The organism is Rhizobium sp. S152, assembly GCF_030380735.1.
In the GTDB taxonomy this organism is placed as follows: domain Bacteria; phylum Pseudomonadota; class Alphaproteobacteria; order Rhizobiales; family Rhizobiaceae; genus Rhizobium.
In genome coordinates, this window is the sequence record NZ_JAUDRZ010000003.1 from 184843 (window position 1) to 198342 (window position 13500).

Below are 13500 nucleotides of genomic sequence, written 5' to 3' on the forward strand. Positions count from 1 at the left end.
ATTGTTATTACAAGATATTTATCAGTTCATGTCGCAGGTTTCCGGTTGACACCCAGGCGCCTTTCCCGTACCTCGCATGGCCATCGGGGAGTAGCTACCGCGCGTGCAGCGGGGGCGCGTCAACAGGCTCGTGCGGCATGCACGTGGCGCGTTCGACCGGGTGACCGGTTCGGCAAGACCGTGGCACGACCGTTCGGCTCGGACAGAGCGGGAAGGCCAGGTTTTACATGTCCGCAAGGAACGCTCCCATGTCTATCATGGCAATCATCGTGCTCGCTTTCAGCATGTCCATGGATGCCTTCGCGGTCTCCGTCGGCCGAGGTGCCGCAATCGGTCGACCGCGCTTTGTCGAAACCATTCGGACGGGGCTCGTCTTCGGCGTCGTCGAGGCGATAACGCCGCTCATCGGTTGGGCGGCCGGTGTCGCAGCAGCGCGATTTGTGACCGCCGTAGATCACTGGATCGCTTTCGGTCTGCTTTCGGCAGTCGGATTCAACATGCTTTACGCCGCACTGCGAAACGTCCCCGAAAAAGAAGAGAACAAGCCAGCGGCATCGTTCATGATGCTCGTCGCGGTCGCGATCGGCACGAGCCTGGATGCGATGGCCGTTGGCGTCTCGCTTGCATTTCTTGAGGTAAACATCGTCATCATCGCCGCAGCGATCGGCCTGGCGACGTTCCTGATGTCTTCAGGCGGAATGCTGGTTGGCCGCATCATCGGCGAGCGTTTCGGCCGCATGGCCGAGGGCGTCGCTGGGGTCGCGCTTTTCGTCCTCGGCCTGTCGATCCTTTACGAGCATCTGCGCGCCGGCTAGGGCTGTTCGCGCGTGCCGGGCGACGCTTCGCGCTGGTCGGCGTCCTCAAGATCGCTGGCGACGACGAAGGCGTCGTTATGCTCGCGCGCGGCCTCGCGCAACGCACCGAGATTAGGCACGTCATCGCCTTCGATCGCGTCGCCGCTGTGACTGATCTCGTGCTCCGCCTGTGCCCAGTGCTCGCCATCGCGCCCCTGCGGCTTGCCTTCCTGTTCCCAGATTTCATAGGCGCGAGCCCGCACTTCCTGCCATATCTGCTCAGGTGTCTTGGGGTCGGTTATCGGCTGTGCCGGATTGGTGCGAGATGGTGTTGACGAATGATTGGACATTGTTCGCTCCTTGGTAAGCGAGATCTAACCTACAGGCTGGCCCAAAGTTCCGGTCGACGACCACGAGATGTGAGTATCAAGCAACGGAAAGCCCGGTGCGGAGAGACCGGCACCGGACTTTTATTTCCCATCAGCGAGTAGGGTGGTTCGCCGATCGAGCGAGGCTACAGGAATGCCTTGCTACACTTCTAATGAAGAAATGGGCGATAGGTTCCAACAACTGCTCCTACGCAGTCCGACCATGACGTAGCCGAAAAAATCATGCGGCGCCGGGACCATCGCCGGCGTTGAGATCGATCTTTCTCAAAATCAGCGCCAGTGGCACCATCAGCAGCGAGATCACCATCAGCACCTGAAAGACGTCGATATAGGCGAGATAGCTCGCTTGGGTCTGCACCTGATTGCCGATCCATGCCATTGCGCGTGTTTGAGCATCGGCCGCATTGGAGCCACGTTCCATGAAGACTTGCGTCGCTTGTTGCAGCGCGCTTGTATAGCTTGGATCGGATGGAACGATGTGCTCAACGAGCCGGGACTGGTGCCACTGCTCGCGGTGCGCCAGGACGTTGGAAGCGATCGATACGCCGATCGAGCCGCCGGTGTTGCGCGCAGCGTTGATCAGTGCCGACGCCTGATCGGTCTGGTCCGGCCGCAGGCCGTCGTAGGACGCGGCCGTGATCGGGATGAAGATGAGCGGCAGGCCGAGACCGAGATAGAAGCGCGACCAGACGAAGAACCCGAAGTTCAGATCGGCATTGAGGCGCGTCATGTCCCACATGGCGACAGCGATGATCGCCATGCCGATGGCGATCAGGTACTTGGGCTGGAACCGTGACGACAGCCGGCCCGTTATGAACATCATCATCATCGTGACCAGCCCGCCGGGAGAGAGCGCAAGCCCCGCCCAGGTGGCGGTGTAGCCGTAGTTCTCCTGCAGCACCTGTGGAATGAACTGGGTCGTGGCAATCAGGATGGCGCCGGTCGCCAGCATCACGACGAAGCATGAGCCGAACTGCCGGCTGGCGATCAGCCTTACGTCGATCACGGGATTGGACTTGGTCATCAGCCAGGGGATCGAGATCGCCAGGGCAAGCGCCGAGATCGTCGACGTCACGACGATGAAGTTCGAGCCGAACCAATCTTCGGTCTGGCCGCGATCGAGCACGAGTTCCAGAGCGCCGAGGAAGGTCGCGACCAGCAGGAAGCCGACGATGTCGAACCGCACGTTCTTGCGGCGCATTTCGGCGCGCTCCTTGCGGAGCGAATCCGGTTCCTGCACCAGCATGTAGACGAGCACGAAGGCCAAAACGCCGACAGGGCCGTTGATCAGGAAGCACCAATGCCAGGAGAAATTGTCGGAGAGGTAGCCGCCGAGCGTCGGCCCGACGACGGGCGCGACTACCACGGCGACGCCGAACAGCGCGAATGCCTGGCTGCGCTTGTTGGGCGGGAAGCTGTCGGCCAGGATCGACTGCGAGATCGGCACCATGCCGCCGCCGGCAAAGCCCTGGATCATGCGGAAGATCAGCAGCGATTCCAGGTTCCAGGCGAGGCCGCAGCAGATGGAGGCGACGGTAAAGGTCGCAAGGCACAGCAGATAGAAGCGCCGGCGCCCGTACCGCTTGGCGATGAAGCTGCTGGCGACCAGGATGATGGCGTTGGAAACCAGATAGGTGGTCACCACCCAGGACGCCTGGTCGGCGCTGACGGCAAGTCCGCCGGAAATGTAACGCAGCGCGACGTTGGCGATCGTCGTGTCCAGCACCTCCATGAAGGTGGCGAGCGACACGACCAGCGCTATCAGCCATGGATTGGACGCGGCGGATGCGCGCGCGCCGCCGTTTGCGGTCGAGGCGACGCTCATCTCAATTCCTCGGACGCACCGTTACGGTCGGCAGGACCGACATACCCGGGCCTATGGCGATATCCTCAGGCCAACTGTCGACAACAATCTTCACCGGCACGCGCTGCGTGACCTTGACGTAATTGCCCGTAGCGTTTTCGGCCGGCAGCAGCGAGAAGGCGGTGCCCGATCCCGGCTGTACGGATTGAACCTTGCCCTTCAGGACATGGTCGGGATAGGCGTCGATCGTCAGGTCGACGGGCTGGCCGGGGCGCATGTCGGCGAGCTGCGTTTCCTTGAAGTTGGCGGTGACCCAAAGCTCATCGGGTACGAACATCGAAATCGCCTGCCCCGTCTGTACATATTGTCCCTTGGACGCGCCGAGCTTGACGATGCGGCCAGGCTGCGCGGCGGTGATGGTGGTGTAGTCTAGGTTCTGCTGGGCGGTCTCGACCTGGGCCTCGGCCTGGTGGAGGCTGGCGATCGCGCTCGCCTTCTGCGCTTTGGCGGAGGCCTGGTTCTTCACGGCGGAGGTGACGCTCGCCTGTGATTGGGCGTAGTTGGCCTGGTTCTGGCGCAATGTCGACGCAGCCTGTTGTGCGGCCTGTTCGGAGCCCGCACCGCTTTTCACCAGTTGCTGCTGGCGGGTGTCTTCATCCTTCGCATATTGCAACGCGGCCTCGGACGAGGTCTGCTGTGCCTTGGCTTCTTCGATCGCGGCTCCGGCGGCGGCGATCTGTGCCTCGGCGCTGGCGATGGCTGCATTCGCCACGCCGACCTGGCCGTTCGCCTGGTCGAGTGCGATCTGGTAGTCGCGTGGATCGATCTTGGCGATGACATCGCCGGCGTTCAGGTGCTGGTTGTCAGAGACAGGCACATCGCCGACATAGCCGGAAATCTTGGTGGCGACGGAAAAACTGCGCGCGTCAATGAAGGCGTCGTCCGTCGTCTCATAGGGATGGAAATAGACCAGCCAGACGAAGTAGCCGACCACGACAAGCGCGATGAGTGCGACAACGGCAATGACGGTCGCGAGCGGATGGCGGCGGATGATCGAGGGCTTCTTCTCTTCCGCCTCGTCCGGCGTGTCGGCACCGGCCGCCTTCGCGCCTTCCTTTTCTTCGCGTTCGTCTTCTTCCAGTTGCGGGGCGGTGCGCTGATTCTGGTCCACGGCGGTTCTCTGTCTTTGGGGGAGGGACGCGTGGCAAACGCACCAATCGCGTATTGTGTTCCTTCAGACAGTTAGGCGGCCAGCTAGGCGGTTTGTCGCAGGCGTGGCCTCAGGCGGAATCGCGCAGCATGATCTCGGCGTTGAGCAGGATCTGTTCGTCGCCTGAAGACGAACCTTCCGCCTCTTCGCCCAGCTTGCGGAGCAAGAGTTCCATGGCGATGCGGCCGATGTCGTTGTAGCTCTGCGCCACGGTGGTGATCGGCGGACAGGCGTAGCGGGATAGCGGATGGTCGTCGTGGCCGGCGATGCGCAGGTTGCTGTCCGAGCCCCTCCCGACCTTCATGCCGGCATGATAGGCGGCGGCAATGGCGCCGAAGGCGACGCGGTCGTTGGCGCAAAGAACCGTGCCGGTCGGAAAGCCGCCGCTGCCGAGAATGCGGAGCGTTTCGTCATATCCGAACTTCTCGAAATCCCAGCTTGCGCCGCTGGTGATCGGCAGGACGACAGGCTCCATCCGCAGCTGCGACATCGCCTCGATATAGGCGGTCTCGCGGGTGCGGGCGTTGGTATTGACGGCGGGCATGCCGAGATAGCAGGGCGGTTCGCCCGAGCGGCACAGGTAATCGACGATCAGCTGAAAGCTCTGGCGGTTGTTCGTCCCAACGAAGGGTGAGGTTTCATCCAGCGGGGAATCGACGAAGATCAGCGGGATGGACGACGACAGCGACAGCAGCGTCTCGTGGTGCGATTGCACGCCGAGCGGAGCGATGATGGCGCCGGCCACGTTCATCGACTTCAGCGTCTCGATGGCGCGCGCCTCCATCTCGGCATTGCCGTCGGTGGATAGCACGAAGGCCAGAAACCCGGCATCGTTGGCGATCAGCTCGACCCGGCGCGTCAGCGCCATGTAGAACGGATCGGTCGAGTTCGGGATGATGATGCCGATGATGTTGCTGCGGCGCCGGTTGAGGTTGACCGCGAACATGTTCGGGCGAAAACCGCTCTGCTTGAGCGCGGCCTCGATCAGGTCGCGCGTCTTGCGCCGCACCGAGCTCGGATCGTTGAAGTATTTCGAGACGGTCGGGCGCGACAATCCGACGAACTCGGAAAAGTCCTCCATCGTTCTGATCGGTCTGTTTGCCAAACGTGCGTCCCGCCTGCTTGTCTAATCGATTGAAATTATTGACGCAGTTCAATCAAAACTTTTGCGCCGGTGCAAGCCGCGCCTTTAGGCGCGGCAGGCTTCGAAGTAATCTTCCAGCACGCGATCGACGGCGGCAAGAGCCAACGAGCGCGCGTCGGGCTTCACCTTGCTGTCGCGCACGCCGACATAGGCTCCCGTCAGATATTGGTTGATCAACGTTTCCGGGATCTCCACGCCATCGAGCAGGGCGAACAGCGCCTTCACGGCGGCATCGATCTCCGGCTGCGGCCAGTAGTAACGAATACGGTCGCTATAGCTGAAGTGGCGCTGAATGTGCTTCTCGGCGTCCGTGCCGTGATAATACTTGTCCCAGTTCTTCGGATCGGCCGTCAGCACGCGCTCGATGGTGGCGACCAGCGTCTCCTTGCGCATGCCGGGAAACAGGAAGGCGGCGATCTGGTCGAGCCCGTAATAGGCCTCGCGCAGCGCGAATGTCAGTCCGGGGCCAACCTTCAGGATCGCGAAGCCGTCCATGACCAGCTGCCGCAGCATGTCCCGGGTCTGGTAGTCGGTGGAGTGGGCCTCGAAGACCATGCCCGGCATGTCGGAAAGCGTGGCGCTTAGCGCGGCCGCCTTTTCCGGGGCGTAGGCGATGACGTTCTCGTTGCCGAACTCCACGCCCGGCTGGACAACAGCGCCGATGACGCGCGCAAACGCGTCGGATACGCCGGCGGCCTCGAAAGCCTTGCGGTGGATAGCGATGGTTTCGCGCGCTGCTTCCGGCTTGGTCACCTCGAGCTCGTCGAGTTCCTCCATGGCGCCGCCGGGGATCGGCACTTCGGTGCCGACGATGTAAACAGGCTTGATTCCGTTTGAGCCCTTCAGCGCGGCTTCGGCCACGGCGGCAAGCTTTGCCGCGCGTTCTGCGGTAGTCGCGTCGGGCAGGGCGACCGGCTCGCCGGCGCAGCCCATGCTGGTGTCGAGATGCAGCTTGGTGAAGCCGGCCTTGGCAAAGGCTTCAATCATCACGCAGGCCTTGGCCATCGCCTCGTCGGCGGGCAGACTCTTCCATGGATTGGGACCGAGATGGTCGCCGCCGAGGATCAGCCTTTCAAGCGGGAAGCCGGTATCGGCCGCGATGTTCTCCACGAAGGCGCGGAAGTCGGCCGGCGTCATGCCGGTATAGCCGCCATCCTGGTTCACCTGGTTGCACGTCGCCTCGACGAGCAGGTGGGCGCCCTGCTTGAGCGCGTGCAGCATCGATGCCTCGATGACGAGGGGATGAGCCGAGCAGATCGAGGGAATGCCCTTCACGCCGGTGCCATTACGCCATTGTGCGATATCCGTGAGGTAGCTCTTCTGCATGTCAGGCTTGTCCTTGCGCTTTGATGAGGGCGTCGAGTTCTGCTTGCGTGGAGGCACCTTCCATCGGGCCGGCCTTGGTGACGGCGCGGGCGCCCGAGGCGTTGGCGTAACGCAGCACTTCGGCCGGGTGCATTCCCTTCAGCCAGAAGGTGACGAAGGTCGCGCCGAAGCAGTCGCCGGCGCCGGTGGGGTCGACTTCCTCGACCTTATAGCCCTCGAGATCCACCTGGGTGGTCTTGTCGAAGTAGCTGGAACCCTTTTCGCCGCGCTTGATGACGATCGCCTTGATGCCTTTGGCGAGCAACTCGGCTACGGCTTCCTTTTCTGTCTTCGCCTCGGCGAACAGGAACAGCTCCTCGCCGCTCGGCATGAAGAGATCGGTGACGGACAGAACGGTCTGCAACGCTTCGCGCATGCCTGGGCTGTCGAGGATCTCGGGGCGCAGGTTGGGGTCGAAGGACACGGTGCCGCCGGCGGCCTTGATGCGTTCGACGGCAGTCAGGATGCTCTTTACTACGCTCGGGGCGTAGAGAGCGGTGCCCATGACGTGCATGTGCGTGCAGCCGTCGATCAGCGCCAGCGTCTTGTCTGACAGCTCGATCTCACCGCAGGCACTGTGGCGGATGTTGAAGACGAAGGCGCGGCTGCCGTCTTCGCGATAGCGCACGAAGGCGCTGCCGGTCGTGCCCTGTGGGACAACCTCGATGCCGGAGACGTCGACGCCGTCCTCAGTCAGGCGGTTGATGTTGACCCAGCCGAAGTCGTCATCGCCGACGCGGGAGATGATCGCGCAATCCTGGCCGAGCTTGCCGACCTGATCGATGAAGATCGCCGGTGCGCCCGAAGGGAAGGGGCCGATCAGCGGCACGGCTTCGCGAAAGCCGTTGCCGCGATTGGTGGCGACGATTTCGACCAGGATTTCGCCGATGGTGAGGATTTTCGACATGGCTGCTTGCTCTTCAGGATTACTGCTTGGCGCGCTTCGAGCGCACGTCGAGATAGACGGCGACGAGGATGACGAGGCCCTTGACGATGAGCTGATAGAAGTAAGGCACCGACAGCATGTTCATGCCGTTGTTGAGCACGCCGATGATGAGCGCGCCGATCAGCGTGCCGATCATGGTGCCGACGCCGCCGGCAAGGCTGGTGCCGCCGAGAACGGCTGCGGCGATGGCGTCGAGTTCGTAGCTCATACCGGCGTTGGTCTGGGCCGAGAACAGGCGCGACGACAGAAGAATGCCGCTGATGGCAGCCATGATGCCGGAGATCATGAAGATGATGATCTTCAGGCGATCGACCTTGATGCCGGAATAGAGTGCTGCTTCGCGGTTGCCGCCGGTCAGATAGGCGCGACGACCGAACTTCGTCTTGCTGAGCAGGATATGGTTGAACAGGAAGAGCACCGCCACGACCCAGATGACGATCGGGATGCCGACAAAGCTCTGGGTGCCGATGGCCGTCCAGGTCGGCTCCATGATCATGGCGGGCGCGCCGTTGGTCGGCAGGCTGACCATGCCGCGATAGATGCCCATGGTGGCCACGGTGACGATGAAGGAGGGCAGCAGGAACTTCGCGGTCAGCACGCCGTTGGCGAGACCCAGCAACGCGCCGGCTGCGAGCGTCAGCACGAGCGCCGGAACGAAGCCCATGCCGAACGCGAAACATTGCGCGCCGACCATGCCGGCGACCGCGATGATCGAACCGATCGACAGGTCGATTTCACCGAGCAGGATGACCCAGGTCATGCCGAAGGCCGCGATCGCGATGACCGAAACCTGCTGCAGCACGTTCAGGAAGTTCGCAACGGACATGAACCGCTGATTGGTGATCGAAAAGATCACGCAAAGGACGATCAGCGATAGGAAAATACCGCCATACTGCTTCATTACCTGCCGGAATGCGGCATTGGCTGCGCTCTTGTCGCTCATGATACAAATCCCGTAGCAAAGCTCATGATCTTTTCCGGTGTCATCTCATCGCCGGTAACGATGGCGGTGGCCCGCCCTTCGCTCATGACGACAGCGCGGTCGCTCATGCCGATGACCTCGGGGAGTTCGGAGGACACCAGCAGGATTGCCGTGCCTTCCGCCGCCAGCTGGCGGATGATCTTGTAGATTTCAAATTTGGCGCCGACATCGACGCCGCGTGTCGGCTCGTCGAGGATCAGGATCCTCGGCTTGGTCAGCAGCCACTTGGCCAGCACGATCTTCTGCTGGTTGCCGCCGGACAGCGATCCCGCCGAGGTATCGAGCGACGCCGTCTTGATGGCGAGCCGGCTGACTTCCATCTTCGCGTCGTCGCGTTCGCGGCGGCGCTTGAGGAAGCCGAAGGGGCTTGAGTAATTGTCCAGCGCCACCATCGAGATGTTGCTCTCGACGCTGTGGCTGAGCACCAGGCCCTCTTCCTTGCGGTTCTCGGTGACGAAGCCGATACGCCGGTTGATGGCATCGACGGGGGAGGTGATGGTCACCGCGCTGCCGTCGATCGAGATGGTGCCCGAGGTCGGCTGCGTCATGCCGAAGAGCGTCTTCATCACTTCCGAGCGGCCGGACCCGATCAGGCCGAAGAAACCGAGGATTTCGCCGGGGCGCACGTCGAAGGAAATGTCCTCGAACTCGTCATGGCTGGAAAGCCCATTCACCGCCAGCACCGGCTTTTCGCTAAGCTCAGGCGCCGGCACGTCGCGCGGTGGATAAATCTCGTTCATGTCGCGGCCGACCATCAGGGCGATCAGCTCGTCGATTGTGGCTTCGGACTTGTCGCGCGTGGTGATGTAGCTGCCATCGCGCACGACGGTGATGTCGTCGCTGAGCCGCATGATCTCTTCCATGCGGTGCGAGATGTAGATGACGGCCACGCCGCGCGCCTTCAGTTGGCCGATGATCTCGAACAGGATCTCGGCTTCGCTGTCGCTCAGCGAAGATGTCGGCTCGTCGAGAATGACGACCTTGGCGTCGATGCTGAGGCCCTTGGCGATCTCGACCAGCTGGCGTTGCGCGATCGACAGGTCGCCGACCTTTTCAGTGACGGAAATCGGCAGCTTCAGGTCGGCGACGATCGCCGCCGCCTGGCGCACAAGCGCCTTGTCGTTGATGAAGCCGGCCCTGGTCGGCTCGCGGGTCGCGAGAATGTTCTCGGCGACGCTCAAATTGTTGCAGAGGCTGAGTTCCTGGAAGACGATCGTCAGACCCGCCGCCGCCGCATCCTGCGGATTGGCCGGCGCGTAGGGCTGTCCGCCCAGAAGGATCGAGCCCGATGTCGGCTGGTAGACGCCGGCAAGAATCTTCATCAGCGTCGATTTGCCGGCGCCGTTTTCGCCGAGGATCGTATGAACCCGGCCGGGGCGGACCTTCAGCTGCATGCTCTTCAACGCGGTCACCGCGCCGAAGACTTTCGTAATGTCCTTGATCTCGAGGATCGCGTTGTCGCCGGAGGTTTCCATGGCGTCACCTTTCACCAAGAGCCGCAAGCATCGAGAAGGTGCATGGGGCGCTCTGATTTGTCGCGGAGATGTCGCTGCTTTCCGGCGGCCGGCTCATGGAAGAACCCGACCGCCGGAAGGAGCGGTCACTGTGCGAGACTTGGGACCTTCGCACAGTGCGCCTTGGGAGGACTTTACTGCTTCTTGACGTAGACGCCAGGAACGATCGGCTGCTCGGCGGGCACGTCCTTGCCGGCCTTGAGGTCCAGCGCGGTGTCGACCGCGAGCTTGCCCATCTGGTCCGGGAACTGCTGGATCACGCCGACCATGTCGGGATCGCTGTCGACAGCTTTGATCGCCTCGGGCATGCCGTCGAAGCCGATAACCTTGACCTTGCCGGTGAGACCCGACGACTTGACCGCGACGGCTGCGGCAAGCGCTGCGTCGTCACCGAAGCCGAAGATGCCGTTGATGTCGGGGTTTGCCTGCAGCATGTTCTGCGCGACGGCCAGCGCCTCGGCGCGGGTGATGCCGGTCTGGATCGAAACGATCTTGATGTCGGGGTGCTTGGCAATGGCTTCCTTGAAGCCGTTGACGCGGTTCACGACCGACTGGACGAGCGGATAGTCGATGATCGCGACATTGCCCTTGCCACCGAGCTGCTCGGCCATCAGTTCGCCAGCCTTGACGCCGCCGGCATAGTTGTCGGTGCCGATGTAGGACGAAACCTTGGCGCCTTCGACAGGAACGTCGACGGTGATGACCTTGATGCCCGCCGCCTGTGCGCGGGCGACGGCTGCGAGCGCGCCCTTGCTGTCGACCGGCGACATGATGATGACATCGACGCCCTTGACGATGAAGTCTTCGATGTCGGCGAGCTGCTTGTTCAGGTCCTGGTTGGCGATCGCGATTTCGACCGAGACGTTCTTGGCCTTGGCTTCAGCGGTGATCGCCTTGGCGAGCTCATTGTAGAACGGATGCTGCTGCGTCAGCAGCGATGCGCCGATGCCTTCGGCATGCGCGGCGAACGCGGCCAAGCTGAAGGCTGCGGATACGAGAAGCGATTTTGCGATGCGAGAAACGGACATGGTTTCCTCCCTAAATAATGCACGAGGCCGGTGCGAATGGCCGTCACGATGGCGGCCTCCATTGCCAGCTGACGCGCCTATCAATCAGCAATGTTTGCGCGCGTCAACTTTAAAATATTTATGCGAAAACTTTTTGATAAAATCTAACGTCAAGTTTCCTGCTGATGGACAAAATGGCGCGTTAGTGCCGCCCACGCTTGCAAGACTGGGCGAACATGGCATAAGTCGAAAAATTGACTGTAAAACTCAACAAAACGAATAATCCATATGAACCAGCTGAATTGCCGTACCGAGCTCCGCCTCTCGAACCTCGCCGACTACCTTCATCTCATCGTCGATCGCCTCGAAAGCTTCGAGGCCGATGTTGTGCAGACCGACGAGACGGTGAGCTTTCAGTTCGCCTTCGGTGCCGGTCGTTTCGAAATGGCGCCGGGAAAGCTGGTGATGGAGGCGTCCGCCGCCGAGGCCGAGGGATTGCGCCGGGTAAAGGAGCTCTTCAGCGTTGCGATCGAGCTCTATGCCAAGAGCGAAAAGCCGGAGATGGCGTGGCAAGGTGATCTGGCGGATGACACTGTTCTGTCGTCCTTCCGGCTGATGCGGGTAAGGAACGCATGGCAGCTGACGCCGGGCATGCGTCGTGTCCGCCTCGAGGGTGAGAATCTCGACCGCTTCGAAAGCTTCACCGGCATGCATATCCGCATGCTGTTCCCGACGGAGACGGTGCCTGATCCGGTCTGGCCGATCGCTGGCGCCAATGGTCTGGCGCTTTGGCCGTCGGAGGATCGCAAGCCGACCACCCGCGTCTACACGATCCGCAAGCTGGACGTGAAGGCCGGTTACATGGATGTGGATTTCGTCGTGCACGGCGATCCCCACGGTGGCGAAGAAGGGATCGGCTCGGCCTGGGCGCTGCATGCGGCGGAGGGCGATGTCGTCGGCATCATAGGGCCGCTCGGACGACCGGTTCGCTCGGCCGATTGGTATCTCATGGGATGCGACGAGACCGGCTTGCCGGCGATGAGCCGCATCCTGGAAAATCTGCCGGCAGATACGCGTGGCGCTGCCTTCGTCGAGGTCGATGGCGCGGCCGACGAGCAGCAGATCTCCTGCCCGCCGGGCGTCGTGCTTAAGTGGATACACCGAAACGGCGTTCCCGGCGGCGAACATGCCGAGCTGGCGCGCGCCGTCTGTGCGGTCGACTGGCCGCAGAACGTTTCGAGCTTCGGCTGGTTTGCCTCGGAGGCAGATGCCGCAAAGCAGGTGCGCGAGTACTGGCGCAAGACGCTTGGCTATGGGCGCGACCAGACGCTCGCCGCTGGCTACTGGAAACGCGGCGCGGCCGGCCTGATGGCCGGCTAGCCACTAGCCTTCAGGCCGATTTTCGGGTCGATCAGCCCTCCTGGGCTGCGGAGGGCACGACCCACAAGGGGCGCTCCTCGCGTTTCGCGCGCAGAGCAGGAGCAGCGTCGCTTTCGACTAGCGCCTCGCTCTCTTCGGGGATTTCGTCGACTTCGTACATATAGTCGTAGAGCATTTCGCAGGCGCGTTCGTTCGCCTTGATCTTGGCTTCAGTCTCGCTGATTGCCGCAGCGATGGCCTTAATGCGGGAGCGCAGCATTGAGCCAAGGATATCCGTCGCGGGCCTCTTCTCAAGCCGTTCCAGATGGTGCTCGATCCGCGCGGAATGGCGCTCCAGTTCACGCTTGCTGAAGCGCGCCTTGCGCATTTCCTCGGAGAGGTCGTTGCGCATATGGGCAAGCGGATCGAAGGTGCCGGGCTCGCGCTCGTCGAGCGTCAGCTGGTTGACCAGCTTCTCGATGACGATCAGCGCCTGCAGATCGACAGGATCGGCAAGCTCGACATCATAGCCGGTGTCGTCGAAGACCTTGCGGCGAACGGGATCGAGCAGCAGCTCGTAAGCTTTCTGCACACGGGCGAAAGCCTCGGGATCGCCGCCCGAATCAGGATGTGTCGTCTTGGCGCGGCGCCGATAGGCGGCCTTGATCTGATCGTCGGTTCCATCGCGTCGGACCCCGAGAATCTCATAAGGATTGGTCACCATCACTCCGTTGTCGTTCTGATATCGCCATGACACCCATGCGAGGGCATTCGTCCATTCGAGGACCCTCTTCTACCATCAGTGGGGCAGAGTTTGGACAAAAAGAATGAACAAAATCGAGAGCGACGCTTTCTGCATGCCGTCGATGGCGTGCTCGTGCATTGCTAATCGATATAATGTCTCTGCCCGCGTTGACGCATTTAAGCAAATCGAGTTCTATCCGCCACCATTTGCCCGGCCAGCGGTTCGCGGCCGGAAACGCAGG

At 62.0% G+C, this 13500-nt stretch carries 12 protein-coding genes; 2 read left to right on the forward strand and 10 right to left on the reverse strand.

The window, feature by feature from the left end; translation table 11 throughout:
• Window positions 1–248 precede the first annotated feature (248 nt).
• Window positions 249–815 carry a manganese efflux pump MntP gene (locus tag QTL95_RS05500; protein ID WP_289718965.1) on the forward strand — a complete coding sequence of 189 codons (567 nt, stop codon included), beginning with the start codon at window positions 249–251 and terminating at the stop codon, window positions 813–815.
• Here QTL95_RS05500 and QTL95_RS05505 read toward each other — a convergent pair.
• The 9 genes from QTL95_RS05505 to QTL95_RS05545 form a co-directional block, all read right to left on the reverse strand.
• Complete coding sequence (locus QTL95_RS05505) at window positions 812–1144, reverse strand: DUF2934 domain-containing protein (protein WP_289718966.1); 333 nt, start codon at window positions 1142–1144, stop codon at window positions 812–814. The two genes, QTL95_RS05500 and QTL95_RS05505, sit on opposite strands and share 4 nt — an antisense overlap.
• A gap of 259 nt (window positions 1145–1403) precedes the next feature.
• The gene (locus QTL95_RS05510) at window positions 1404–3008 is read right to left on the reverse strand and encodes a DHA2 family efflux MFS transporter permease subunit (protein WP_289718967.1); all 1605 of its coding nucleotides are present in this window, start codon (window positions 3006–3008) and stop codon (window positions 1404–1406) included.
• Window position 3009: 1 nt separating this feature from the next.
• A complete protein-coding gene (locus QTL95_RS05515; protein ID WP_289718968.1) occupies window positions 3010–4158 on the reverse strand; it encodes an HlyD family secretion protein in 1149 nt (382 codons plus the stop codon).
• A gap of 109 nt (window positions 4159–4267) precedes the next feature.
• A complete protein-coding gene (locus QTL95_RS05520; protein ID WP_037179240.1) occupies window positions 4268–5278 on the reverse strand; it encodes a LacI family DNA-binding transcriptional regulator in 1011 nt (336 codons plus the stop codon).
• Between the two features lie 108 nt (window positions 5279–5386).
• Entirely contained in the window at window positions 5387–6667 is a 1281-nt protein-coding gene (locus QTL95_RS05525; RefSeq protein ID WP_289718969.1) for a D-tagatose-bisphosphate aldolase, class II, non-catalytic subunit, read from the reverse strand.
• Window position 6668: 1 nt separating this feature from the next.
• Window positions 6669–7613 (reverse strand): tagatose kinase, encoded by a 945-nt coding sequence (locus QTL95_RS05530; protein WP_289718970.1) that lies wholly within the window; start codon window positions 7611–7613, stop codon window positions 6669–6671.
• Window positions 7614–7632: 19 nt separating this feature from the next.
• The gene (locus tag QTL95_RS05535) at window positions 7633–8595 is read right to left on the reverse strand and encodes an ABC transporter permease (protein ID WP_289718971.1); all 963 of its coding nucleotides are present in this window, start codon (window positions 8593–8595) and stop codon (window positions 7633–7635) included.
• A complete protein-coding gene (locus QTL95_RS05540) occupies window positions 8592–10109 on the reverse strand; it encodes a sugar ABC transporter ATP-binding protein (protein ID WP_289718972.1) in 1518 nt (505 codons plus the stop codon). Before QTL95_RS05540 ends, QTL95_RS05535 begins: the two co-directional genes overlap by 4 nt.
• A 173-nt stretch (window positions 10110–10282) precedes the next feature.
• Window positions 10283–11176, reverse strand: coding sequence for a substrate-binding domain-containing protein (locus QTL95_RS05545; RefSeq protein ID WP_289718973.1), 894 nt, complete (start codon window positions 11174–11176; stop codon window positions 10283–10285).
• A 267-nt stretch (window positions 11177–11443) separates the two neighbouring features.
• Here QTL95_RS05545 and QTL95_RS05550 point away from each other — a divergent pair, with 267 nt between their 5' ends.
• The gene (locus QTL95_RS05550; protein WP_289718974.1) at window positions 11444–12535 is read left to right on the forward strand and encodes a siderophore-interacting protein; all 1092 of its coding nucleotides are present in this window, start codon (window positions 11444–11446) and stop codon (window positions 12533–12535) included.
• Between the two features lie 31 nt (window positions 12536–12566).
• Here the strand turns inward: QTL95_RS05550 and QTL95_RS05555 are convergent, their stop codons facing one another.
• Window positions 12567–13235, reverse strand: coding sequence for a DnaJ domain-containing protein (locus tag QTL95_RS05555; protein ID WP_289718975.1), 669 nt, complete (start codon window positions 13233–13235; stop codon window positions 12567–12569).
• Between the last annotated feature and the right edge of the window lie 265 nt (window positions 13236–13500).